At 39.2% G+C, this 25,082-nt stretch carries 18 protein-coding genes; 3 read left to right on the top strand and 15 right to left on the bottom strand.

Annotation, left to right across the window (positions count from 1 at the left end):
• Positions 1 to 31: 31 nt before the first annotated feature.
• Positions 32 to 1,828, top strand: coding sequence for an oligoendopeptidase F (gene pepF / locus HVS_RS01590; protein ID WP_101298709.1), 1,797 nt, complete (start codon positions 32 to 34; stop codon positions 1,826 to 1,828).
• A 53-nt stretch (positions 1,829 to 1,881) separates the two neighbouring features.
• Here pepF and HVS_RS01585 read toward each other — a convergent pair whose 3' ends face one another.
• The 13 genes from HVS_RS01585 to HVS_RS01525 all read right to left on the bottom strand — a co-directional run bounded on the left by HVS_RS01585 (position 1,882) and on the right by HVS_RS01525 (position 19,463).
• Positions 1,882 to 3,273 (bottom strand): IS4 family transposase, encoded by a 1,392-nt coding sequence (locus HVS_RS01585; protein ID WP_101298708.1) that lies wholly within the window; start codon positions 3,271 to 3,273, stop codon positions 1,882 to 1,884.
• A gap of 152 nt (positions 3,274 to 3,425) precedes the next feature.
• Positions 3,426 to 3,734 (bottom strand): type II toxin-antitoxin system RelE/ParE family toxin, encoded by a 309-nt coding sequence (locus HVS_RS01580; RefSeq protein ID WP_101298707.1) that lies wholly within the window; start codon positions 3,732 to 3,734, stop codon positions 3,426 to 3,428.
• The gene (locus HVS_RS01575) at positions 3,727 to 3,987 is read right to left on the bottom strand and encodes a type II toxin-antitoxin system Phd/YefM family antitoxin (protein ID WP_101298706.1); all 261 of its coding nucleotides are present in this window, start codon (positions 3,985 to 3,987) and stop codon (positions 3,727 to 3,729) included. Before HVS_RS01575 ends, HVS_RS01580 begins: the two co-directional genes overlap by 8 nt.
• 73 nt (positions 3,988 to 4,060) lie before the next feature.
• On the bottom strand, positions 4,061 to 5,626 hold the full coding sequence (locus HVS_RS01570; RefSeq protein WP_242971711.1) for a terminase large subunit: 1,566 nt from the start codon (positions 5,624 to 5,626) through the stop codon (positions 4,061 to 4,063).
• Positions 5,627 to 6,074: 448 nt separating this feature from the next.
• Entirely contained in the window at positions 6,075 to 6,761 is a 687-nt protein-coding gene (locus HVS_RS01565) for an ATP-binding protein (RefSeq protein WP_101298704.1), read from the bottom strand.
• Positions 6,754 to 8,226, bottom strand: coding sequence for an IS21 family transposase (gene istA / locus HVS_RS01560; RefSeq protein ID WP_101298703.1), 1,473 nt, complete (start codon positions 8,224 to 8,226; stop codon positions 6,754 to 6,756). The genes HVS_RS01565 and istA (HVS_RS01560) overlap by 8 nt, the downstream gene beginning before the upstream one ends.
• A 163-nt stretch (positions 8,227 to 8,389) precedes the next feature.
• Complete coding sequence (locus HVS_RS01555; protein ID WP_101298702.1) at positions 8,390 to 9,481, bottom strand: hypothetical protein; 1,092 nt, start codon at positions 9,479 to 9,481, stop codon at positions 8,390 to 8,392.
• A 62-nt stretch (positions 9,482 to 9,543) separates the two neighbouring features.
• Positions 9,544 to 12,741: a type I restriction endonuclease subunit R gene (locus HVS_RS01550; RefSeq protein ID WP_101298701.1), complete on the bottom strand. Its 3,198-nt coding sequence runs from the start codon at positions 12,739 to 12,741 to the stop codon at positions 9,544 to 9,546.
• Positions 12,742 to 12,771: 30 nt separating this feature from the next.
• Positions 12,772 to 13,911 carry a restriction endonuclease subunit S gene (locus tag HVS_RS01545; protein WP_101298700.1) on the bottom strand — a complete coding sequence of 380 codons (1,140 nt, stop codon included), beginning with the start codon at positions 13,909 to 13,911 and terminating at the stop codon, positions 12,772 to 12,774.
• A complete protein-coding gene (locus HVS_RS01540) occupies positions 13,908 to 14,936 on the bottom strand; it encodes a virulence RhuM family protein (RefSeq protein ID WP_101298699.1) in 1,029 nt (342 codons plus the stop codon). Before HVS_RS01540 ends, HVS_RS01545 begins: the two co-directional genes overlap by 4 nt.
• Positions 14,926 to 16,428: a type I restriction-modification system subunit M gene (locus tag HVS_RS01535; protein WP_101298698.1), complete on the bottom strand. Its 1,503-nt coding sequence runs from the start codon at positions 16,426 to 16,428 to the stop codon at positions 14,926 to 14,928. The genes HVS_RS01540 and HVS_RS01535 overlap by 11 nt, the downstream gene beginning before the upstream one ends.
• 13 nt (positions 16,429 to 16,441) lie before the next feature.
• Positions 16,442 to 17,863, bottom strand: coding sequence for an SEFIR domain-containing protein (locus HVS_RS01530; RefSeq protein ID WP_159063342.1), 1,422 nt, complete (start codon positions 17,861 to 17,863; stop codon positions 16,442 to 16,444).
• A 16-nt stretch (positions 17,864 to 17,879) separates the two neighbouring features.
• A complete protein-coding gene (locus HVS_RS01525) occupies positions 17,880 to 19,463 on the bottom strand; it encodes a restriction endonuclease subunit S (RefSeq protein ID WP_101298696.1) in 1,584 nt (527 codons plus the stop codon).
• Positions 19,464 to 19,796: 333 nt separating this feature from the next.
• On the opposite strand from HVS_RS01525, the gene istA (HVS_RS01520) reads away from it, so the two are divergent.
• Entirely contained in the window at positions 19,797 to 21,281 is a 1,485-nt protein-coding gene (istA, locus tag HVS_RS01520) for an IS21 family transposase (RefSeq protein WP_101298695.1), read from the top strand.
• Complete coding sequence (gene istB, locus HVS_RS01515) at positions 21,281 to 22,039, top strand: IS21-like element ISCth9 family helper ATPase IstB (protein WP_101298694.1); 759 nt, start codon at positions 21,281 to 21,283, stop codon at positions 22,037 to 22,039. Before istA (HVS_RS01520) ends, istB begins: the two co-directional genes overlap by 1 nt.
• Positions 22,040 to 22,456: 417 nt before the next feature.
• Here the strand turns inward: istB and HVS_RS01510 are convergent, their stop codons facing one another.
• On the bottom strand, positions 22,457 to 23,557 hold the full coding sequence (locus HVS_RS01510) for a hypothetical protein (protein ID WP_101298693.1): 1,101 nt from the start codon (positions 23,555 to 23,557) through the stop codon (positions 22,457 to 22,459).
• A complete protein-coding gene (locus HVS_RS01505; protein ID WP_101298692.1) occupies positions 23,554 to 24,993 on the bottom strand; it encodes a hypothetical protein in 1,440 nt (479 codons plus the stop codon). Before HVS_RS01505 ends, HVS_RS01510 begins: the two co-directional genes overlap by 4 nt.
• Positions 24,994 to 25,082: the final 89 nt, after the last annotated feature.

Here is a 25,082-nt window from a genome sequence, read left to right as displayed (position 1 = left end):
TATAAATACAACAAACAGGAGGAGTATTACCATGGGTTCACTTCCAAAAAGAGATGAAATAGACAAGAAGTATAAATGGAATCTTGAAGATATATATGAAAATGTTGACATTTGGGAGGAGGACTTTAAGAAAATAGAAAATAGCATTGATAATATAGTTAAGTACAAAGGTACGCTGCAGGAAAGTGCGGAAAAACTTTTGGAATGCCTTAAACTAAGAGATGAACTTATGTCTTCCTGCGAAAAACTTTTTGTCTTTGCAAGAATGAAAAAGGACGAGGACAATGCTGTCTCCCTGTACCAGGGTCTTGCTGACAGGGCTTCAAACCTTTATACAAAAATTTATGCTGCCACCTCCTTTATCGTTCCTGAAATAATAGCAATGGAAGAAGATGTTTTGAAAAAATACATTAACTCACTTGACGGGCTTAAAATATATCAGCACCACTTCAACGAAATTTTAAGACAAAAGGAACATGTACTGTCAGACAAAGAAGAAGAACTTTTAGCCCTTACTTCTGAATTTTCAGGTTCTTCAAGAGAAATCTTTACAATGTTCAATAATGCGGATATAAAATTTCCCTTTATAAAAGATGAAGACGGAAAGGAAACGGAACTTACAAAGGGAAGGTATATTATGTTTTTGGAAAGCAGGGACAGAAGGGTTAGAAAAGATGCATTTTATGCTCTTTACGATACATATCAAAAATATAAAAATTCTTTTGCTGCCATGCTGTCCGGCTCTGTAAAATCAGATAAATTTTATGCTGCGGCAAGAAAATACAACTCTTCTTTGGAGGCATCCTTAGATGAAGACAACATAAACACTAAAGTTTATGACAATTTAATTGAAACTGTGGACAAAAACCTGCACCTTCTTCAAAGGTACTTAAAACTCCGCAAGAAAGCATTAAAGTTAGATGAGCTGAATATGTATGATCTTTATGTTCCCATTGTTGAAACACCTAAAAAGGAATTTCCCTATGAAGACGCCTTAAAACTAGTTGAAAACGGTCTTAAGCCTTTAGGGGAAGAATATATAAAATACTTAAAAGAAGGATTTACAAACGGATGGATAGATGTTTATGAAAACCAGGGCAAAACCGGCGGGGCATATTCCTGGGGCAGCTATAAAACCCATCCTTATGTTCTTTTAAATTATCAGGGAACTATAAACGATGTATTTACCATTGCTCATGAAATGGGGCACGCCCTTCACACTTATTACACAAACAAAACCCAGCCTTATATATACTCAGAATATAAAATTTTCGTAGCAGAGGTGGCATCTACCGTAAACGAATCCCTGCTTATAAGGTATATGCTGGATAATACAGATGACAAAACGGAAAAGGCATATCTTTTAAACCACTATTTAGAACAGTTCAGAGGCACTGTTTTCAGGCAAACTATGTTTGCGGAATTTGAAAAAATAATTCACGGAAAATATCAAAACGGTGAAGCCCTTACGGCAGAAAGTTTAAGTAAGATATACCTTGACCTTAACAAAAAATATTTTGAGCCGGAAGTAAACGTAAACGAGGACATTAGTATAGAGTGGGCAAGGATTCCTCATTTTTACACGAGTTTTTATGTTTATAAATATGCAACGGGATTTTCAGCTGCCACAGCCATTTCAAATATGATTTTAAATGAAGGTTCTCCTGCAGTAGAACGGTATATTGAGTTTTTAAAAGGAGGTAATTCAGATTATCCTTTGGAACTTCTTAAAAAAGCCGGAGTGGATTTATCCACGCCAAAACCGGTGCAGGATGCTTTAGATGTATTCGAAAAGACGGTTGAAGAACTTGAAAGCATATTAGTTTAATAGTCGAAAACATTGTTAACCAAATAAATTAAGTATACATTTTAATAAAATTATCAACTTTCGCAGGAAACAACTGATAGCTTTGCCTTGATATAATCGGGCAAAGAAGAGACAAAGTAGCCCAAAAGTTCGTTAATTGTCTCCTTTGACAAAAACAGTTTTTCCTGTAAAGTTACTTTTAAAGCTTCTATTATGAGCTGCAATGCCTCAACAAATTTGATATCCTCAAGTTCATCGCAGCAGTAGTAGAACAAAGCACCAATCGTACGCAAATCAGTATTATTGCGGTTTTCAACCGCTAACATGATGTACCTTGAAAAAACAATAGTAGTATGGGCAACCATCATATCGTACGAACGGCCTTGGAATTCCTTTGCAAGCTTTAAGTATGACTTGCACATTTTAAAGAATACCTCGATGTCCCAGCGTTTTCCATATATCCTGATTATCTCTGACTCAGGAAGATTCATATCCGTTGAAATTAGAGCCAGCCATTTGCTCCTATTTCTTCGGTCACGTACAAAGACAATTTTTGCTGGAACAAGGTTATCTTCTTTGTCGTGCAGTTCTACCGCGACAGACGCCAGGTATTTTGCCCTTCCTCTACGTTTCCTGACAGTTCGGTATATCTCGCGTAATGATTTCTTTTCACCATTGAACGTGTAGTAAATCTTTGGCGTGTCTTTTAACATGGCTATTACATTAAGATTCATTTTGCAAATCTTGATAATAGTAGCCGGAAAGGAGAACCAACTGTCAAACAGGACGTATTTTGCCTTAATGCCCACAGACATAGCTTGTTTCAGCATTGAAAGAGCAGATTCCGGCGAAGTAGTCAAGGCATTTTGACGACGTTTAAACCCAACAGTTCTTTTATCTATACATTGTCTCGCTGGATTGATACGAACCTTTGAATTCGCTGAACTTAAGAGGTTAAAGGCTACAGGAACAAATGAATTGCCGTCTGTCCAACCAAGAGTAAGCATACGAAAGCCTTTTTTGTTTTTATTACCATCAGCATGATCTTTGACCCAGCATAGGAGTTCTACCGCTTTGCTTCTTGTCCTGCTAAAGAAGGAATCATCTATCACAAATGCATCAGCTCGTTCATCTGTTGTTAATGGAGCAATATGATGGTTTATAACCTTAGCAGAAAGTAACAAGAGAAATCTCTGCCAGTTGATATGCATAGAATTCAGGAATCTGTAGGCTACATCCTTTGCAAATGGTATATCAGAATTTTCGGTTTCATAATTCATAAACAAGTTCATACCTGTAAAAACAAGTTTGAATAATACTTTGAAAACTTTGACACAAGGGACACCCTTTTCTTTATATGCATTTGCCTGTTTTAGCAATGAGCCTACAGAAAACTTTTTGAAAAAGTTATCAACTGTCATAGAAAACCTATTTTCTGCTTTCATCTTATGTGATATAATAGACATGTTCAAGAACCTCCAAAGTGTTGATTTTAATGGGTTTTATTCACTTCTATTATATCACATATAAGAGGTTTCTTGAACTTCTTTATTGCCCAAAACTATTGATTTTTCAATGTTCACTGCACATTAACTATGTGCGAAAGTTGATTTAATAATTACAACAATTTGGCATAATCCCTGGCGCCGTAGAAGAATCGTAAAACAATAACCGTTTTATTGGTCTCATCTATTTTATAGACAAGGATATAGTTTTTTATGATGGCCTTGCGGTACCCTTCTTTTTCCAACCGGCTATCGTTACATTTGGAATACATCACCGGATTGCTTTTCAGATAGCCGTAACACTTGTCAACCTCGTAAAGAAAATCTGACGCAGCCGCCGGATTTGCCAATTGGATGGCAATGTACGATATAATACTATCCAAATCCTGATGAGCAAGTTCTGTGACAACCAGCTTATACATTGTACTTTTCTTTTATACTCTTCAGAGATTCATCCCCGTCAAGTATTTTCCCCTCCGACAATTGCTCTTCAGCAACATTCAGCTTACGGTACACATCGGACATGAACATCTTTTCTTCATACATTTTCATGCTCATGATAACCATATCCCCGTATCCGTTTTTAGTTACAAAAATAGGCTCATCCGATTCATGGCACATCTGTGAAATCTCACTTGTATTTTTTAAATCGCGAATTGGAATAATTTTTGGCATAATTATTTGACCTCCTTTTGTGTCCCTATTATACCATAATTATGCCTCAAAAAGCAACCATTTATTCGCTTAATTATATAAATAAAAGCCCGCGTTCATCATAAACTGAACCGAAACTCTCTCTGCTATGTCGTAAAGCGCAGTCAAGCGCCATAATAAGCGCAACAGCGCCGTCTATTCTCTCGCTGGATTTTTCCTTATCAGGCTTTATGTTTCCGGCCGGGTCGGTTTTGACAAAGATATTGTCCATCATCCAGCGCAGCACCGGATGTCCGCCATGGGCAATGCGTTCTTCCAATGTCAGCTTCATCAGTTCCTTTGTAGGCGGGGACATGTCCTTGAAGCCCTGACCGAACGGAACGACGGTAAAGCCCAAAGCTTCGAGGTTCTGCGTCATCTGCACCGCGCCCCAGCGGTCGAAGGCGATTTCTCTGATATTGTATTTCATGCCAAGCTCCTCAATAAAAGTCTCGATGAAACCGTAATGCACCACATTGCCCTCGGTGGTGTATAAAAAGCCCTGCCGCTCCCAGACGTCATATGGCACATGATCCCGCCGCACGCGCTGGTCGATATTGTCCTGCGGTATCCAGAAAAAAGACAGGATCTGATATTTGTCCGATTCATCCAGCGGCGGAAACACCAGTACAAAGGCGGTAACATCAGTTGTGGATGACAGGTCAAGCCCGCCGTAGCAGATGCGACCGCGCAAGCTTTCCGCATCGACGGGGAAGGCGCACCTGTCCCATTTGTCCATAGGCATCCAGCGCACCGATTGCTTCACCCACTGATTTAAGCGGAGCTGACGGAATAAATTTTCCTCTGCGGGGTTTTGCTTGGCATTTTCACAAGCCACCCTCAGTTTTTCGATGTCCACTGTAATGCCTAATGACGGATTGACCTTTCTCCACACCTTTTCACTTGCCCAGTCGTCTGTATCGGCTGCGCTGTAAATAACCGGGTAGAAAGTCGGGTCTATCTTTCGTCCCTGCAGGATATCTTCTGCCTTTTGATGCACCTCCCAGCAGATGGAATTGCGGTCGGTGCCAGCGGTTGTAATCAGGAAAAACACCGGCTGTTTTCTTGCATCACCAGATCCGTGAAGCATTACATCATACAGATCGCGGTTCGGCTGCGCATGCAGCTCATCAAATACCACGCCATGGACATTCAGCCCATGCTTCGTATACGCCTCCGCCGAAAGCACCTGATAGAAGCTTCCAAGCGGCCTGTATACCAGCCGTTTCTGCGACAGCATCGGTTTAATCCGGGACTTTAATGCCGGGCACTGCTCCACCATGTCCACCGCTACGTCAAACACGATGGAAGCCTGCTGCCGGTCTGATGCGCAGCCATACACCTCGCCGCCATGCTCGAAATCGCCGCAGGTCAGGTATAAGGCGATGGCCGCCGCAAGCTCGCTCTTCCCCTGTTTTTTTGGGATTTCTACATAGGCGGTGTTGAACTGCCGGTATCCGTTCGGTTTCAAGACGCCAAATATATCCCTGACAATCTGCTCCTGCCAGTCAATGAACTCAAAAGACATTCCGTACCATTCGCCCTTGGTATGCTTCAGGCAGTTGATAAAAGCAACGGCGGCGTCCGCCGCTTCCTTGTCGTATCGGGAACCTTCCGCCATAAACTTTGTTGGTTTATATCGCTTTAACTTCCGCAGCTTTGCCGCCTCCTTTCCAAGAGAATAAAAAAGAACCTCCAAGTAAAAAAGGAGATTCTTTTCGCAATTGCTATTATTCTTTACCTTATTATTTCGTATCTGTTTCCGTGGGCCGGATAAGCATAGCTCACATTATACTCACAAATTCGTCGCCAGCTTTCCTTAATTGCCGGGTTGTTATATGCCTCGGCACGTTTGAAACTGCGATTTTTCGCGCGTGACCCCCCGCCCGTTTCCGGGATGAAAAGCGGTAGAAATTTAGATCCCCCTACCCTATAAACTGCAGAAAATCTCAAAAGCTAAGCAGTTCTTTGAATTTCATGAGATTTTTTGCATCTATTTTAAGCCGTTTTTCGGCATTGTTTTCAAACGAGGTATTTGCCCCTGTTAAAAAAGAAGTGAGTGTTTTTATTTACTTGTCAGTCAAACGAACAATTTGACAATTGACCGTCATTCTGTCCAATAAAGTCTGGCAAAGATGCTTGTCTTCGGCTGCATCTATCCATGCCGACAGTTCACGATTGGTTATAAAAATAATGCTTCTGGTTTCATTAAGAAAGGTAACTGCCCGGTAGAAAACCTGCAGTTCTGCCCTGGTTGGTTCCACATAAAAGACATCATCAATAATAATTAAGTCACATTCCTGCATATAAGAAAAGATCGCTTCTGCTTTTGGATTTGTGGCTTTCTTTTCTGCCACTGCGATAAAATTATCAAAAGGCGCATAATAGGTTTTATATCCATTGCTGATTGCAGTTTCTCCAAGCTGCGCTGCAAGACCACTCTTACCCGTCCCGCATTTTCCCAGCAGGATTAAGTTTTGCTCTTCCTTAATCCATGTCAGGTTGGATAACTGTTTAATCTGCCATTTTAAGCCCTTGTTTGAGTTCGATGCGTCAAATGCTTTGTTTGGAAGCTTACTTGCCTTCCTCAGCTTGGTGTGTTTTTGTCTGGCCCTAATCTCCAATTCTTTTTCTAACACCATCTTAAGATAGTCAAGGTTTGATAGTTTCTCATCGTTCAAATCAATGTATCCCCTTGCGATATTCCAAAGATTAAGTTTTTGAGCTAATTCACGGATTTCTGTTATATCAGCCATCGATTTCCCTCCTTATTTCTTTACTCCTCGCCAAATGGTTAAAATACTGCTGATTCGGCAAAAACTTCTTAGCTATATGCTCTCCGTACTGATACATGAGATAAGCCAAAAGCTCATAGGCACTGCAGCGTTCAGTATCAATGCAGTATTCTATTCCATCAAGCAATTGTCCAATTGTATAAAACTTTGTCATCCGGTATAATCGAATGCAATGTGTATTAAAATATTTCGGCTGTTGCTGCTCCATCCGGCGAATGAATTCCTGAGCTATTTGGTATTCTGCAAAATATTGTTTTATGATGGTTAAAGAAACCCTGTCTCTCCTGTAATTTTCTTCTGGTTTGAACAACTGCCCGGTATCTTCTGTGACTGGATATTTAGCCAATAAATCATTTGTTTCAGCATCATAGAACAAAAGCATTTCACCATCATCTTCGATGCGAATGCGTTTATGAGCATCCATCATACCTGTATTAATCTGATAACGGTTGCCTTTATAACTTACCACTCCATCCTTATCAAAGGAGGCAACAGTGCTTGATACTTCGGAATAAGGTTTGACATGGAACAGGTATTTTTGCTCTTCCATGAACATTTCACGCGGCACTTTTCTGGTCACAGTATGTATTCGCCCGTTGCCTTCCCTATCTAACCATGCAAGGGCAGCACTGTTAAGGCTATCAATTCCGGTGTATATCCTGCCCTCAAGAAAACTTTGCTTTATGTATCCAATCACCTCTTCAACCTTGCCTTTACTTTGAGGATCTCTTGGTCTACATAGCGAAACACTGTAACCTATACGCCTAACATATTCTTCAAAGGCTGGTACGAATATGATATTCCCCAGATTTTCACTGACTACATAGACACGGTCAATGTCATAAAGAATAGTCTGTGTTCTTCCTCCAAAATATTGGAATGCATAGTTATGAGCTTTAATGGCTGTTTTGGTTGTAAAGGGATCTGGTGAAAAATAAACAAATTTCATTCTGCTATAACTCAGCACCATGCAAAAGAAATATATTCGTACAATTCGCCCGTACATATCCTTAAGTTTGTATTGACCAAAATCCGCCTGCGCTTCATATCCCGGTGGAGAAATTTCACGGGGTGAGGTTTTACGTTTACTGGCATGCGGATACCCGTGCTGTTCCCTTAAGGCTTTCATATAGCGGTAGAATGTAGCTCGTTTAACTTGTAGATCAGGGAAGGCCTCCACCAATTTGAGATAGATGTTTGTATCCCTCATTTGTGGACAAATTTTCAAATGTTCCAGTATGTACTGACGGTAGTTATCCATGTGGTACCTTTCCTTTTCAGCTTCCCTTACATAATCTTCTTCGCTCATATTCCAGTATTTGCTGACAGAAGAATAGGTTATCCCCAGTGCTTTTGCGGTTTTTGTCTGAGCAAGTCCAAGTGCTTTGTACTCCAGGATTTTTCGGTATTGCTCGATTCCAATCATTTTTGATTTCCTCCTTTGGTTTTTGTGTTATTAAAGTCATAATACCTATATTAGTACAAGCATAGGCATCACCTCCTTGTTAGGAGTCTATAAACCAGACTTAATTATATAAACAAAAAACACCCATCGGGTGTTCTTGTAAAAAATCTAAAAAATGATAATTTTATTTTTCATTTTGCAATCTTGATATCCATCGTGCAAAGGGTTCTCTATGTCGTTCATACCACTGGCTCGTAGCTAAAAACTTCATCCCGTTGAACTTAAAAATTTCTTTCCAGTACCGGCCATAAATTCCATCCTTAATTTGAGCTGAAATATCTTCATTGTCTTTATAATTTTTAAGAAGCGGGTAATCTATTCCCAATACTTCTTTCGACCATTGCTTTGACTGCATTTCACTTATTTCTTTATCAGTAAAACGATATTGATGGTTTGATAGCTCCCTAAGGGTTTGACGAACATATTTTCCAATTCTCGTTTCGTCATGGTTTTCTCTTTGGTCTGGATTGTATTCATCATTTGCTTTATCACTTTTATGTAAAGGGGTGTAATCTGCTCGTAGATATACGTAATAATCGGTTAATTTTATATCGAATTTCCGTAGAAGTTTTCTGATAAGATTTCTTATACTGTTGGCACTTAAGTTAGTCCAAACATATATGTCTATGTTCTTCATTTTTTCATTTTTTCTATCGACATATTTTCTGCTAAAGTAAGAAACCTTTCTTCCTTTCATAACGGGATCATCAATAAACTCACTAAACTTAGTGGCATCTATCTCTGCCAACAAATCACATGTTTGCAGCAGCAAATCCTTCCAATCTTTAGCTGTATATCGATTATTATTAAATGAAAAAGCGACCACCTTTTTATGGGTAAAATCTTCATAAAGGGTATGAGGAATGGAAGAATCAACGATATAATCCGAATAATTTGGTATAGTTTTCTGTTCATCTATTTCGTCGAGTTCTTCATCAATTTCGTCATCATCGGCCTCTGCATCTATGTTGAGCAAAGATGTATACTCATTGATTGTCTCCTGAATTGTTGACACTGTTTTAGAAAACTCCCATAATTCCATTCCTTTGTCAAATTCCTTATTCTTATGGAATTCTGCAATTGACTTATTTGTGCTGCTCATCAGTCCATCCAGAGCAAGGTTTAGCAAATCCAACGCATCAGAAATTTCAGTTGCATCCTTTGGAAAATACCGTTTAATAATTTCTATTATTCGGATTATATCGTCCTGTGACATTTTACACCATCCCCTCTTAATTATAATTTTAACTTATATTCACCATAAAACTATAATTATTACTATATGTCAAAACTATCCTCCGCTACTTTTGGCAGATCTTCTTTTTCAAGCTGGTACTGATACCTAACCCCGGAACTCTCGTTTTGACACATAAGCTTGGCCTGTTCCATTACGATTTCTACAGCCTTTGGTGTTTTGTCCGGAGGATAACCATAGCGCTTAAGCAGCCTCTTTATAATCATTTTCATCTTGGCTTGCACACTGGCACGTATAGACCAGTCAATGCTTAAGTTCTTACGTATTGCTTCGGTCAAGTCCCTAGCTATTTGTTTGAGGATATCGTCACCCATAACCTCTTTTGCAGATTCATTTTCAGCGAGGGCATCATAAAATGCCAGCTCATCTTCAGTAAGGCCTGTGTTTTCTCCACGTTTATGGGCCTCATTAATTTCCTTTGCAAGCTGTATAAGCTCCAGAATAACTTGAGTGGTTTCTATTGTGCGATTCTGATACTTTCTGATGGCATTCTCCAAAAGCTCTGAAAATTTTCTGGACTGAACTAGGTTCCGTTTTGAGAATGTCTTAATTTTGCCCTTAAGTAATCTATTAAGAAGTTCGACAGCAAGGTTACGCTGTTTCATGTTACGCACTTCTTCCAGGAACTCATCTGAGAGTATAGCAATATTCGGCTTGTTTAGCCCAACGGCATCCAAGACATCGATAACCTCATTGCTGGATATTGATTTGGAAACAAGTTGGTTAAGTTGTGCTTCAATTTCCGCAGCAGTTTTCTTCTTGGAATTTTCAGGTATAAGCTTGATAATACCGGATTTTACTGCTTTATGGAAACCTACCTCAAGATTTAGTTTCTCAGCAATATCAGTAGTCGCGCAAAGGGAGTAAGCTCTTGACAGCTCACTGACCAGCTTAAGATAATCGTTTTTGCGCTCCTCGCGCAATCCAATGATGTAGTCGATTGTTTCAACAATGGCAGACATTCTTTCGGAAGCAGAGCCGGTAAAGAACTTCTGATAATCATGACCATGAAGTAATTCCTTAATCAGTTCATACTTTTCAACAAGGACTGCCGCTGCCACTTCAGTGTCAACACCAGTCTTTTCCCTGTCGCTTTCGGTATAATCATTGAGTGCATTCTTAAGATTTTCGGCAATGCCGATGTAGTCTACAATCAATCCTCCCTGCTTCTCTTTGAATACACGGTTAACGCGGGCGATAGCCTGCATAAGATTGTGTCCCTGCATGGGTTTGTCGATATACATGGTGTGCATGCTGGGCACATCAAAGCCTGTCAGCCACATGTCACGCACAATGACCAGCTTCAGTTCGTCCTTGTTGTCTTTCATTCGCTTGGCAATACGCTCCCTGGTAGCTTTTGTACCAATGAAAGGCTGCCATTCCTTTGGATCAGAAGAACTACCGGTCATGACTACCTTGATAACACCTTTGTCAATGTCGTCTGAGTGCCATTCAGGACGCAGTTCAACAATGGCTTTATATAAGTCAATTGCAATTCTACGTGACATAACCACGATCATACCCTTGCCCACTTCAGTTTCCTGAGCAGCAAGGCGCTTTTCAAAGTGCTCCACAATGTCTTTGGCAATGGCTTTAACCCGTTGCTCGGCACCAACGATGGCTTCAAGTCTTGACCATTTGGTTTTGAGCTTTTCTTTCTGAGTATACTCCTGGTACTCGGTGATTTCTTCGTATTCATCATCAATAACAGGCTTAAGCTCATCGGGCAGTTCCAGCTTCACTATCCGGCTTTCATAGAATATGCGTACCGTTGTTCCATCCTCAACAGCCCTGGTCATATCGTAAATGTCGATATAATCGCCAAAAACTGCTCTGGTATCCTTGTCAGCAAGAGATATGGGTGTACCGGTAAATCCAATGAAAGACGCATTCGGAAGGGCATCACGCATATATTTTGCATAACCGTATTTTACATCAGCTTCTGTATCACCCTTAACAATTTCCGCCCTGAATCCGTATTGGCTTCGATGCGCTTCATCAGCGATAACAATTACATTTTCCCGGTCTGTTAAAACCGGTACGCTGTCTCCTTTTTCTTCAGGAGCAAACTTGTGTATGGTTGTAAAGATAATACCTCCCGATTCCCTTGTCAGGAGCCTTCGAAGATCCGCCCTGTCCTGAGCCTGAACCGGTTCCTGGCGTAGCAAATCTTTTGACTTGGCAAAGGTGGAAAACAGCTGGTCGTCAAGGTCGTTACGGTCGGTAATCACTACTATAGTAGGGTTGTTAAGTTCTTTTGACAAAACAAGCTTTCCAACATAGAAGACCATGGAAAGACTTTTACCGCTTCCCTGGGTATGCCAAACAACACCGATTTTACGATCACCCTCAGTGATGGCAGCTCTTATTGTGCTTTCAACCGCCTTGTTAACAGCATGATATTGATGGTAACCTGCAAGAATTTTATATGTGTCCTTTCCGTCTGTCTGGAACAGTATAAAGTTCTTAATGATATCAAGCAGGCGTTCCTTTTCAAACATGCCTTTGATCAAGACTTCAAGCTGTGGGCGGCTTAAAGGTGCTATTTCATCCCCATCAATCGTCCTCCACATCATGAACCGGTCTTCATCAGCAGTGATTGTGCCTGCTCTTGCATTAACTCCATCGGATATAACTGCAAAAGCATTATAAGTGAATAAAGATGGAATGGTGCTTATATAATTCTGGATTTGATTATATGCATCAGATATTTCTACATCCTCATTGGCCAGGTTTTTAAGTTCGATAACTACAAGGGGGAGACCATTTACAAACACCACCACATCAGGACGCTTTTCAACCCTGTTTTCAATAACAGTGAACTGGTTAACAGCCAAAAAATCATTATTTTTAACTTCTTCAAAGTCAAAAATCCTGACCTGCTTGCTGACTATCCTGCCATCATTAGCTCTGAAGGTAGCATTCACTCCATCTGTGACCATCTTCTGAAAAAGATGATTATTGTCAATCAGGGCAGGATTAAGAGGCACAAGGATTTGATGCAGGGCATCATCAAGAGCTTCCTGAGGCAAATCAGGATTTATCCGCTTTAAGGCATCTTTTAGCCGCTCTTCCAGAATAACATCTGAATAATCGGAACGCTCAGGATAATCCCCACCAGGCGAGATATCAGGTGCAAAAGCGGTTTCATAACCAAGTTCTTCAAACCATTCCAATGCAGCCTGTTCTAATTCATCCTCATATATATTATGGCTAGGCATATGGTTTCCCCCTTTCTATCACATTCAATCTTATACAACCTCTTCCACTGGTACTCTTATCTCACCGCTCATCAACTTAGGTAGCAAAGTATCGCGAATTTCACTAAGAATACTAATTTCTTCTTCTATTTTGCTTTTCGCCATAATTAAGCCTTCAAAAATATAATTATACTCTTCAACGATTTCAGCATATGGATATACTACTTTTATTTTAGAAAACTCATCAAAGTTTAGCGTTTGTCTTACAGATCCTGACGCTCGAGTATTAACTTCTTTTTTAAATCTTTCAGTTCTTGTTAACATCTTAAAAAACCATTTATATTTTTGATCAGTTCTAAATACAACATAAACAGGACTAACACACCCTGTGTAAGAGAATTCGTTTATTCCAATTGAGCCAATATTGATTCTTGCAGGATTGTATGCGAAGTCGAACGGCTTAACAACAATATACTTAGAAATATCTCTGCTAAAAACTTGTTTTGTAAAATAATCCTCAGATAATACTAAATCTCCTGTCTTAACTGCTGAAAAAACAGGTATTTTTCTATCCTTAACCCTTTCTCTTATTTCCTCTGTAATTTCGCCTAATTCAACAACTCTCCACCCCTTAGGTATCAGCCCCAGTTCGCTTTCTTCAAACTCCCCATCCTTAAACGGCTCAAAATCCACAAACCAGGACTTGAAGATCGCCTGAGCCATTTCTTCAAGGGTTTTGTTGATTTGGTTGTTAAGCTCGATCATATCGTCAAGGGCCGATAGTGTGGCGGCGATGGCTTTTTGCTCCGCAAATCGTGGCATAGTCGTTGTTAGACCTTTTAATATTCCCTGTGTCAAAAGCGGTTGTGAACTTCCAATGTGCATATCATTTAAATTCGTATGCTTAAGTATATAATACATGAATTTACAAGAAACATTAGTTTTTGCTTTTGCTAATATGGCATTATCTGATATCCAGCATTTTTTGTTTTCGTAAAAAACATTGCCACAATAAGCACCAACACGACCTATTATAAGGCTTTCACCTTCAGTATTATAGCTATTGCAATAACTCAAAATACCATTCCCACCATAAACTGGTATATTTCCACTTTCCGTCGGCCTTTTCTTACCGTTATAAAAACTAAGAACCTCATCTAAATTAGTTTCTCTCCACTCACTTACACTCACACCTCATCACCCCCGCTGCTCTTTTTCTTCCCTGTCAGCATCTTCGCAGTCTTATCTATGCTCTCCAAGAAGTGCCTTTCCACCGCTGAAAGCTCGTTTTTGGTCCGTTCCTTATATTTTTCATACTCTTCTATTGCCTTTTGAGTAGCTTGCTGATGACTGATCCTTCCTGCATGAGTTAGAATCTCATTGTCGCTCATCTTAAGAAACTCGTCCAGTTTTTTTACCCAGTCTGCCATGTACATGGGTTTTCTGCGCATTGCCTGAAGCTCGGCAAATTCGATATAAGCATTAACAATGCGGTTAAGTATCGCCAGCTCATCTTCCGTAAGGTAGTTTTTTGCAATCAGTGCTTCAGATTTTGTTGGCTTTGAACCTGTAAAATTGGTCATTCCCATAAAAGGCTTATTGCCATCTGCTCTCTGATACACTATTTCAGCCGCTGTATGCCCATGAGCTGCCCAGTGCATTTTATTCTGAACCGTTTGAAAAAACTGCTGTGAAATTGCCGCATCGGGTGAATAGTCAATGCTGGTTGCATAGATGTCCAAAATCTTCCGATAAAATACTTTCTCACTGGAGCGGATATCCCGGATACGCTCCAATAATTCCTCAAAATAATTACCGCCCCCTGCTCTTTTGAGCAGATCATCATTCATCGTAAAACCTTTTATTATGTATTCCTTTAATCTTTGGGTAGCCCAAATTCTGAACTGCGTACCTCTGTGGGACTTGACACGGTAACCTACGGAGATTATGACATCCAGGTTATAATAGTCCACATTATAGGTTTTTCCGTCTGCAGCAGTTGTTGCAAAATTTGCAACAACTGATTTTTCGTCCAACTCACCTTCAGAAAAAATATTCTTGATGTGACGCGAAATTACAGACTTATCTCGCTGAAACAGCTCCGCCATCTGATTCAATGAAAGCCAAACTGTTTCGTCCTCCATTCTTACTTCAATTTTCGTTTTCCCATCTTCAGTCTGGTACATTAAAAATTCAGTATTATCGTTAAAAGTCATAACCGATTGCCCCCAGTCTTTTGCGGATTTCGTCTTCCAAAGACTTACGCTTTGCAAACATCTCTGCAAGTTCTCCGGTCAGCCTGGTCATCTTTTCATCGAAAGGCTCCCCGTCATCAGCTTTTTCCTCAATCCCCACATACCTACCGGGAGTAAGAATATATTCATGGGAGCGAACTTCATCCAGAGTGGCAGATTTGCAAAATCCCTTGATATCCTCGTACCCTTCACCTTTTTTCCACCTATGGTAGGTGTCGGCTATATATTTTATCTCGGTTTCATAGTCAAGTTCCCTGTGCTTGCGGTCAATCATTGTCCCCATCTTACGGGCATCTATAAAAAGGATTTCGTTGCTGCGATCCCGGCCATCGGATTTTTTATTTCTTGTCAGGAACCACAGACATGCAGGAATGGTGACATTATAAAAAAGATTTGGTGGCAGAGTGATGATACAGTCCACCAGCTTGTCTTCAATAATGTTCTTTCTTATTTCGGCTTCACTTGTTGTATTGGTGGACATTGCACCGTTGGCCATGACAAAGCCTGCTACCCCGTTCGGTGAGAGCTTGGAAATAATATGCTGTATCCAGGCGTAGTTGGCGTTCCCTGCCGGTGGCATGCCATATTTCCAACGGACATCATCAACAAGCCTGTTAGCTCCCCAGTCTTTGATGTTAAAGGGGGGATTTGCAAGTATATAATCCGCCTTCAGCATCTTATGAAGGTCATTGGAAAATGTATCTGCATCCCTTTCTCCGAGATTTCCGTCAATTCCTCGAATAGCAAGGTTCATCTTGCATAGACGCCATGTGGTAGCGGTATACTCCTGCCCAAATATATGGATATCATCCTTTCTTCCGCTATGCTCTTCAACAAATCTCTGGCTCTGCACAAACATGCCGCCGGATCCGCAACAGGGGTCATACACCCTGCCTTTATATGGTTCTATCATTTCAACAAGCAGTTTTACAATTGAGGGCGGAGTATAGAATTCACCTTCCGAAGAGCCAAACTTCCCAAGGAAGTATTCATAAACCCTACCGAGAACATCCTGTGCCCTTGCTTCTTTATCGCCAACTTTGAAAGAAAACAAGTCTATAAGCTCACCTAGCTTGGTTTTGTCTATCTCCGGGCGAGCATAGTTTTTAGGAAGCACTCCTTTAAGAGAGGCGTTCTCCTTCTCAATGGCTATCATGGCTTCATCAATAATTTGTCCAATTGTTGGCTGTTTTGCATTTGCTTTTATATAATCCCAGCGGGCCTCTTTTGGTACGTAAAAAACATTTACCTCAGTATAAGCATCTATATCTTCCTCAAAGCCTTCTCCTTCTGCAACCAGCTCATTATATCTCTCTTCAAAAGCATCGGAGATGTATTTAAGGAAAATGAGTCCCAGTACCACATGCTTATATTCCGATGCTTCAATGTTGCCGCGCAACTTATCTGCCATTTCCCATAGGTTATTTTCAAAACCTAATTTTACTGTTGCCATTTTTATCCTCCTCTTATGGTAAAGTTGCAATTTCATTAATACTTATTGTCGAAACTATTGAAGGTGCGCTATCAAATGCATTATTATAACTCACTTCTCTTTTATAGTCATTTTTTTCAGCAATTTTCTTTAGTCCTTCAACACTTGATGCACCATACATTATCATTGCTTTTTCACAATATTTGCGTGAAACCAACTTTCTCCACATTGCACCAGAATCTTCGTTATAGACATATGTCATAGGAAACCACTTATTATCGGTATAAATTTCTCCTAGTTGGCATAGCAGCACGTCAGCTTCTACTAACTTTTTCTTAGATAACACAGGTAATTTTTCTCGTTCCATCAGCATCTCAGCCGTAAGGCTGAATAACCTTGGATTGTCCGATTTTGGTTTTATTATCTCTTCAAGGGATCGTAAATATGGCCTAAACTTTGTAAAATCAGCAGGTTTCTCATCGCTAAATAAGCTAGACTTTAAGAAGTAGGTATTACTGACTATACCTTTGATGTTTTCATATCTTTCATAATGTAGTAAAACTGAAATAGTACATATGAACATTTCCCAAATTATAAATTTAAAATGATCATATTCAAATTCGGTATACGAGCTTTTATTCTCTTCTGTATATACATTGTTGTATATAGATTCAAAGTATTGGGGAATTATATTCGAAATATCTGCATCTGCATAAAGAAGTGTTTCTAAGAAGTCCAAATAAATATCTCTCAAAGGCTTCATTTCGTTAATTTTCTTAACGATTTCTTCTGACATATCACCTTTTGCTTCAGTTATTCTCAGCTCATTCATTACTTCACAAAATGAATCAATAAATCGCTTAATCAATATCATGAATTTCCCTTTTTTATCATATTGAGTTCCTTTTAATTGCTTAATAATATCCTTAAGTAATGAATAATCAGTTGTTTCATCAAGTATCCATTCAGGAATTCTCCCGACACCAGGCTTCTTAAACATTGGTTTATTATGTATATTTCGCAAGAGTTTTTCATATTCATTTTCGAAATCTTCTTCAGAAGATAAATTAATATAGATACGAGATTTTATATATGCTGGTAAGCACGGATTTCTACATTCATCGTATTCAAAAACAACTGGTATAAATTTGTCCTGATTTACACTTCCATATATTTCAGGTGAAATAATTATTGTTTCATCTCCTACTCCACCCCTACGAGAGTTGGCTTTCTCCGCGTACATTTTGTCCGATATTATTAAAACCCTGTCTATATCATTAGATGTAACAGCTTGCTCCATAAAAGCATATTTATCCTGTCCCTCCTTTAAATCCCATTTATCTATGATAACTTCAACTCCATGGCTCATTAATCGTGTAGCTAAATTTAGAACTTTCTCTTCATGTTCTGGTGATGACCATGAGTAAGAAATAAATACTTTTGGCGTTTTTTCCAAAGTAAATCCTCCTCCCTTATAACAACCTTTTATAGATTTTTTCTTTCTCCGCAGCAAAACGTTCTTCGGCTTTGCTGATTGTCTCCCGATAAAGATTTATTTCAGCATTATAATGCGATGCTATCTCTTTCTGTTCTTCCATACTCAGTAAAGGTATTTCCATTTCAGCAATGTCCGTAGGATTTATATTTACAATAGTTGTTCCTCGTTGAAAGCTTTTTATGAGCGCGGTTCCCACCGGACTTTCAAAGAATATCTTAAGATAATCACTGAGGATTCTATGATTTGGTCTAATAACAATAACATTAGCTGATGCTATAACGATATTCTTTTTCCTACGAAATACACCTGTTTTAATAGCTGTCCCCCTGCAAGATAGTACTATATCCCCGTCCATCAGTTCATAGCGTTTGATTTTCCGTTCTTCTTCGTCAATACTGTCCATATCTGAATAATCTATACCGCTATCAGTTATGTTTGAAATGTTCAGCACCTTAATTTTCCCGGGCTTCACATCTTTTTTTAAGATTGATTTTCCCCTGAAGACCTCAGCAACTTCATGTAGTTTTACTCTTTCAAGTTTTGATGACTTATACTTTTTGATATTCTCGTCATCATCTTCAAGTATGAGTTCAATACGCCAATCCTCATGATTGGAAAATTCTTTGCTCCCCACCACTTTCACTTTATCGATATATAGGCCGTTATCATAACCTAAATAACCTACGTTCACACTTTCTTTTTTCGCAACACCTATTCTGAGCATACAGGTCTTTATACTGGTATATGGTCTGAAAGTACCTTCAGGAAGACTGTAAATGCCCTCCAATTGATAATTGGTCATAATATGCTCGCGCAGCTTGGCTTCTGAACCGCTTGAAAATGTTATCTTTGCTGGTAGCACAGTCACGAGTGTACCATTTTTCGATAAGTGCCTAAGTAAATTATGTGTTGCTATAATATCTGGTCTTGAAGACTTGAATTTGTTGTTTAAAGATTCAATTTTTCCACCAAAATCAGGCAGGGAATAAATAAAGTCAAAACGTGTGTCAATAAGAAGTTCCTGGTATATAGATTGATTAAGTATGCTGACATTCTTGTATTCTTCAAATCCCATCTTAAGCAACATAAACATTAGTGCATTTGAGGTGGTAAATACTATGTTGCTTGACTTATGTTTATCCACAAAGTTTTTAAGACCTGAAAGGCTTTTCTCTGCTTCGGTAATAAGAATCGTCCGAGCATTTACTTCCTCTGCCATGCTACAAATATATTCCGTCAAATAGGCAGGAGAGAATATCTGGCCAAAGCGGTCATTTTGATAAAGTTTAAGAGTGAACTCAATAAGATCTATATTATGAGCAACTTTATAAACAGTAGAGAAAAAATCCCTGTCTCCCGGAAAGTATCCCAGTATTGTATTTTCTGTAGACTGCTTCATTAATTCAAAAAGCTGCTCTTCATCCTGATTGGATTTTTTCTGAGATTTCATTGCTTTCGCTGTAAGTTTAACACGCAGCATTTCGTTTAATAATTGCTCTCTGGAGGTTATACCGCGAATGGTAAACAAATTAATAAAGTAATCTATTGATGTATTCACGTTTTTCCTCCTTTCTATCAATATGTGAAAACCTTCCACTAATAGTAGTGTATCAATTAAATTTTAATATGTCAATACTAAAATTTAATATTGGTAATTTGAAGCTTTAAAAACATATAAAACATGCTAGACAAGAGAAAAAATATTTATATACTTTACATCCATCCTGTCTCCTCAACCCTATGAAAAATACTCGTTATCTATTCTGTCAACTCAACCCTATGTTAATGTTATTCTAATATTGTACCACATACCGGTAAAAAAATAGGCCACCTTAATCAAATTTCCTGTATGATTATGTTGAAGAATCATTATCGTACAGGAGGAAAGGATATGATTAAGATGGCACAATTAGAGGATATCAGAAAAATGTACTTTATAGAAGACCTAAGTATAAGAGAAATAAGTAGAAGAACTGGAATGCATAGGGATACAATCTCGAAATATATCTCTATGAAAGAACCAAAACCACCAAAATATAAGTTAACAAAAGAACGTAAGCATCCTGTATTAGACCCATACATCCCAATAATTAAACAAATAATAGAAGAGGATAAAACCAGACATCGCAAGCAACGTCACACAGGAACAAAAATATTTGAGATACTAAAAAAGGAAGGCTTTACAGGTGGATACAATACTGTAACGGACTATCTAAGGAAGGAATATAGAAAACAAAAAGAAGCTTTTCTACCACTGGAATTCGAATTGGGAACTTATGCAGAAGTAGACTGGACAGAAGCATATTTTTATCTTAAAGGCAAAGAGACTAAGGCACATATTTTTGTAATGAAACTGAGAGGTTCAGGCGGTTTTTATGTAAGAGCGTATCCTTTTGAAAAACAAGAAGCTTTCTTTGATGGACATATCAAATGTTTTGAGTTTATGAACGGGGTGCCATACAAAATAGCATATGATAATTTGAAGACAGCAGTAAAGAAAATACTTGGAGGCAGTAACAGAGAAGAGCAGGAACAATTCATCTCCTTACGTACCCATTACCTTTATGAATCCACTTTTTGCCGACCGGCAAAAGGTAGTGATAAAGGTGGCGTAGAAAATGCAGGTAGAGAGGTTGTCCGAAGGTTTTTCGTTCCCTACCCTGAGGTTGATTCTTTTGAGGAATTGAATGAATATCTGCATAAAGAATGTGTTAAACTTTTGGAAAAGAATCCAAAATGGGAAGCTGAACGGGCTGCATTGAGGCCATTGCCAAAGATAAGGTTTGATGGTGCAAGATATAAAGAGGCAAAGGTAAATCGCTATTCGATGGTGCAGTTTGAAACAAACCGGTACTCTGTTCCCACGATATATGTAGGAGAGAAAGTTACTGTTAAAGCAACAGCGGATGAAGTAAAAATACAATACAAAGGAACAATAATAGCGAGCCATCCCAGGATATATGGCCGGAATCAGGAGCAAATAATACTGGATCACTATTTGGAACTTCTGCTGCAAAAATCCCGTGCATTAGACAACACAAAAGTATATAAGCCCCAAACTCTGGCACCTATTTATGAACAGTACCGCCGGAGCTTAAATGCCAGAAGTCCAAAAGGTAACCGAGAATTTGTAAGAATACTTATGCTGCACAGGGATTATCCCCCTGCATTAGTGACTGAAGCCGTTGAAATTGCTATGGCATACAATGTATACAGCTATGACGGCGTATTGAACATATTAGGGCAGCTAATGGTTTCAAATATACCTGAGATAAATCCAGTCAGTAAAGACAAGCTTCAGAATATCCCCGAGGTAGTTGTAATATCCCCTGACCTTAGTAAATATAGAGTTCTCATGCCAGGAGGTGGACAATAATGCCGGTCAACAAAATGCTAATCGAAGCTTATTTAAAAAAGCTGAAAATGCCCCAGGCTGCAAAAACCTATGAATCCCTGGCAAGAGAAGCAGCGGACAATAATTTGGATTATGAAGAGTACCTGCTGTGTGTATTGGAGCAGGAAGTGCACCAGCGGGAAAACAATCGGATCCAGAGAGGAATACGACAAGCAAACTTTCCAGTAATAAAAACACTTGAAAGCTTTGACTTTCTTGCTATACCATCCCTAAATAAACCAAAGGTACTGAAACTTATGCAGGGAGAATATATCCGAAGAAGAGAAAATGTCCTGTTGGTAGGTAACTCTGGGGTTGGTAAAACCCATATTGCGATTGCTCTTGGTTATGAGGCATGCCGACAGGGCATGAAGGTAAAGTTCTACACAGCAGCTGGTTTAATTAATGAACTGCTCGCTGCTCAGCAGGAATATCGTCTCAATAAGCTTGAAAAACAATGGATGACACCGCATTTAGTGATTCTTGATGAATTAGGCTATGTACCTTTCAGCAAAGTTGGGGCAGAATTGCTCTTTCAGTTTTGTTCTTCCCGATATGAGAGAGGCAGCCTGATTATAACTACAAACTTAGAATTTCCAAAATGGACGGAGGTGTTAGGTGATGAACAAATGACAGCCGCCTTGCTTGACCGTTTGACTCATAATGCACACATACTGAACATTAATGGGGAAAGTTACAGGTTTAAGCAGGCTCTTTCGAGACAGGCAGATGTTGGATAATTTTTTACGAATTGGTGGCCTAATTTACTCCGGTAACTGACCTAAATTTTTATTGACATTTACAGCCCTATCTATTTTTGAGTTAAATTTCACTCAAAAAATACCCCCTCGATATGTTCCCATGTACGTATTTTGGACCTTTAGGTTGAGTAGACAACTTGGATGTACTTCCGGAAACCTAGTAAAATAAAGGCTTACAGCCTTGACATCAATACTACGCACTCCACATGCAACGAGCCGGGTGGATTGATGTCTTTTACATTGTCGGTAGTCGGAAACACGTCAAAGGCTCTTTTTGCACTATCGGTATGAGGGAACATATCCAATACACTCATAAAATATAAAGAATGTTTGATTTAAATGGGCACACTACAAACATTTATAGGCAAGAATCTTCCCAGTATCTGAATATTGCTATCAACCTTTTTCTAAACGATACTTATGCTCAAGTGCATCAGTTACTGTTCCAATAATTGAAAATTCAAAATCCTGCTTTGACATTTCTATAGAAGACAAGAACTTCTTGTTTCTTTTGAAAGACTTCCATAATAGGATCTTATCTTTTTCATCAAGATTTATCTTATACAAGAGATTGGAGAGGGAAACAATCAAAGATTTCTGCTTATCATCAAACTTCTTTTTACTGAAAGCTATGTATTCCTTCAAATCACTTATGTCGTATTTTGGTTGCAATCCAATTATCGGATTAACCAACAATTGAGTAGAGGAATTCATCAGATTTACATAAGAACCCAATTCATATTGCTGTGCCTCTGTCATTAAGCTGTAGTCCAGACCAAATGTTCTTGTTCTTTCGCTTGCACAATTGAGTTTTTGGCTTTCATCTTTAATACGGCTTATTCGCTCATTTATTTCTACAATAGCAAGTTCGTATGATTTAACATCACGCTTGCTGATGAGGGTGAAAATCTCCTCAAGACGGTTCTGATCACTTTTCCCTTTCCATAGCAGAAGTCCGCTACTCACAAGTGCAACCCCGCCAATCGCCCAACCTACAGGTCCGGCAAGAGCAAGAAATGCTTTACCAGCAGCCATTCCTCCACCACCGGCCGCAAGCGCACCTCCGCCCAACCAAGCTAATGCCGCATTGGTAGCTGCCGCGCCACTCAATGTAGATATGGCTGTTCCTGTTGAAGCAATACCGAATGTTGTCGCAATTCCCATTGCGGCAGTAGGACCAAGAGCCGCAACTGCGATTCCCGCACCTACACCAGCAGCACCTTTCCCAGCATTTTTTGCGACGGCATTTTTGTAATCTGATTCAATCTTTTCTGCTTGCTGTTTCCAGTTCAGACGGATTTTTTTCAGTTTTTCATACTCAAATCGTTTCTCGCTTGGAACATTTCTAATATCGTCAAAGAGTTTTTGTAAGATGTTCAATTCATTATAAAGCTGACTCGTGTGTGTACCCAACTCGCTAATTTTATCATTTGTCTTCTTGATAGCCGATTCTGCCTGCTCTTGGGCAAGTTTTAACCTCGATTTTTTCTTGCTCATTGTCTGTTACCCCCAAAATATAAATCTATATCGGATTTTGTTCTAAGTATATTATTATCAGGGACCTTTCTGAGTTCTGCCAATCGGACAGATTTTTGGAATGCCTGAACATACATATCGCTATTCTTAAAGTCATCAATAAAATCTACAAGATACTTATCATCGTATAACTCCGATAATAATGAGAGTCCGTTCAGATAGTTTTCTACGATGGTTATTTCTCTTCTTGCAAACTGAGCTTCGGACTCAGCTTTTCGTATTACAACGACCCGCTTTGCTTCTCCATACAATGAAATTGTGAAACGGCCCACCCCCACTATGTTAAGCCGAAGGAAAAATTCAGTCACATTGAAGGTACCACCTCCGGTTAAGAAGGCCCGTATGGTTGCATCGCCAAGATTCATCATGCAGAAGGTGCCGTGTGCTATTGTAAGCATTCTTTTTACGGTGGGATTTGAAAATGGCTCACAAGCTTTCCACATTGCGGATGCCGAACGTTCTTCTTTGTCTGTTGTTACGAAATATTTTACCAATCGCCTTATCGCATATACCAACCTGACAATAATTTCATTGATAAAGACTGGAATGACCTGGGTGGCTTGAAAGCGGATATCGTATCCTTCTTTGTATATGCTCAGAGCCAGCTCATTTATTGTGTTTTCAAACTGTAAAACGGGAATGTTCAGTTTTCTCTTTATTGCAATAATATCGTTCGTCCAAGCCCAAAACGGAGAAGGTATTCCCATACCTCGTCCTTTACTGCTGGATGATCCAGACATATCGGAAATCAAATGACCAAACCAGTTGACGAACCCACAAAATAATTTTTCTGGAACATTACTGCCGCGAAGTTCAAATTTTCCATCAGCATTCTGTAAAGATATCAGTTCTCCTCCAGAAACAAAGTGCGATTGATTTGTAAACTGATCTAATATCGAAAAAAACAAACCAAGCAAAGTCGGATTATGACCAAGTGATTTGAAATGATGATTTGAAGGACTCAAGTCAAATACTATACTTCCAGCATCACCGGCTCCGCGCTGGTCATATGGAATTTTAAATTTCTTCTCAAGAAAGCTAATTGCTGATGACAGTGAATCACTTCCTTTGCCTTCCCATCCGCAAAGTTTAGCGAAATCAGTTGTCCGATTTGCAAACCACTTATCAGTAACATCTCCAGCCGGTGACTCTCCAGGTTTTCCAACTAGGAAAATATCAATGATGCCACAGAGAACTCCTGAACTTGCAGCCAGCGCATAATCTAACTTATCACAGTTCGGTTTAAGACTCTCAACTGACATGATTGTCTCTTTCAGATTCTGAATTTCAGTTTCCGCAGATATTAATGCTGTTTCGATGTAAGATGAAAAGCTAAATCCATCGTCAGCAACACTCATTCTAAGAACGAATTGGTCTGCTCCTTCTGTTTGATTCATGCTGTTATACTCCCTCCCTTTCCTTTTTGTTTGCGTTATATCTGAATATCTGTTTGAATTTTATTTTTAGGTTATCAATCTCCTTGGGG

Source organism: Acetivibrio saccincola (assembly GCF_002844395.1).
Taxonomy (GTDB): Bacteria; Bacillota; Clostridia; order Acetivibrionales; family Acetivibrionaceae; genus Herbivorax; species Herbivorax saccincola.
This window is presented reverse-complemented; position numbering and strand designations above follow the sequence as displayed.

Coding starts and splice junctions, on each gene's coding strand:
- pepF (WP_101298709.1), top strand. CDS start 32: ATGGGTTCACTTCCAAAAAGAGATGAAATAGACAAGAAGTATAAATGG.
- HVS_RS01585 (WP_101298708.1), bottom strand. CDS start 3,273: ATGTCTATTATATCACATAAGATGAAAGCAGAAAATAGGTTTTCTATG.
- HVS_RS01580 (WP_101298707.1), bottom strand. CDS start 3,734: ATGTATAAGCTGGTTGTCACAGAACTTGCTCATCAGGATTTGGATAGT.
- HVS_RS01575 (WP_101298706.1), bottom strand. CDS start 3,987: ATGCCAAAAATTATTCCAATTCGCGATTTAAAAAATACAAGTGAGATT.
- HVS_RS01570 (WP_242971711.1), bottom strand. CDS start 5,626: ATGGCGGAAGGTTCCCGATACGACAAGGAAGCGGCGGACGCCGCCGTT.
- HVS_RS01565 (WP_101298704.1), bottom strand. CDS start 6,761: ATGGCTGATATAACAGAAATCCGTGAATTAGCTCAAAAACTTAATCTT.
- istA (WP_101298703.1), bottom strand. CDS start 8,226: ATGATTGGAATCGAGCAATACCGAAAAATCCTGGAGTACAAAGCACTT.
- HVS_RS01555 (WP_101298702.1), bottom strand. CDS start 9,481: ATGTCACAGGACGATATAATCCGAATAATAGAAATTATTAAACGGTAT.
- HVS_RS01550 (WP_101298701.1), bottom strand. CDS start 12,741: ATGCCTAGCCATAATATATATGAGGATGAATTAGAACAGGCTGCATTG.
- HVS_RS01540 (WP_101298699.1), bottom strand. CDS start 14,936: ATGACTTTTAACGATAATACTGAATTTTTAATGTACCAGACTGAAGAT.
- HVS_RS01535 (WP_101298698.1), bottom strand. CDS start 16,428: ATGGCAACAGTAAAATTAGGTTTTGAAAATAACCTATGGGAAATGGCA.
- istA (WP_101298695.1), top strand. CDS start 19,797: ATGATTAAGATGGCACAATTAGAGGATATCAGAAAAATGTACTTTATA.
- istB (WP_101298694.1), top strand. CDS start 21,281: ATGCCGGTCAACAAAATGCTAATCGAAGCTTATTTAAAAAAGCTGAAA.
- HVS_RS01510 (WP_101298693.1), bottom strand. CDS start 23,557: ATGAGCAAGAAAAAATCGAGGTTAAAACTTGCCCAAGAGCAGGCAGAA.
- HVS_RS01505 (WP_101298692.1), bottom strand. CDS start 24,993: ATGAATCAAACAGAAGGAGCAGACCAATTCGTTCTTAGAATGAGTGTT.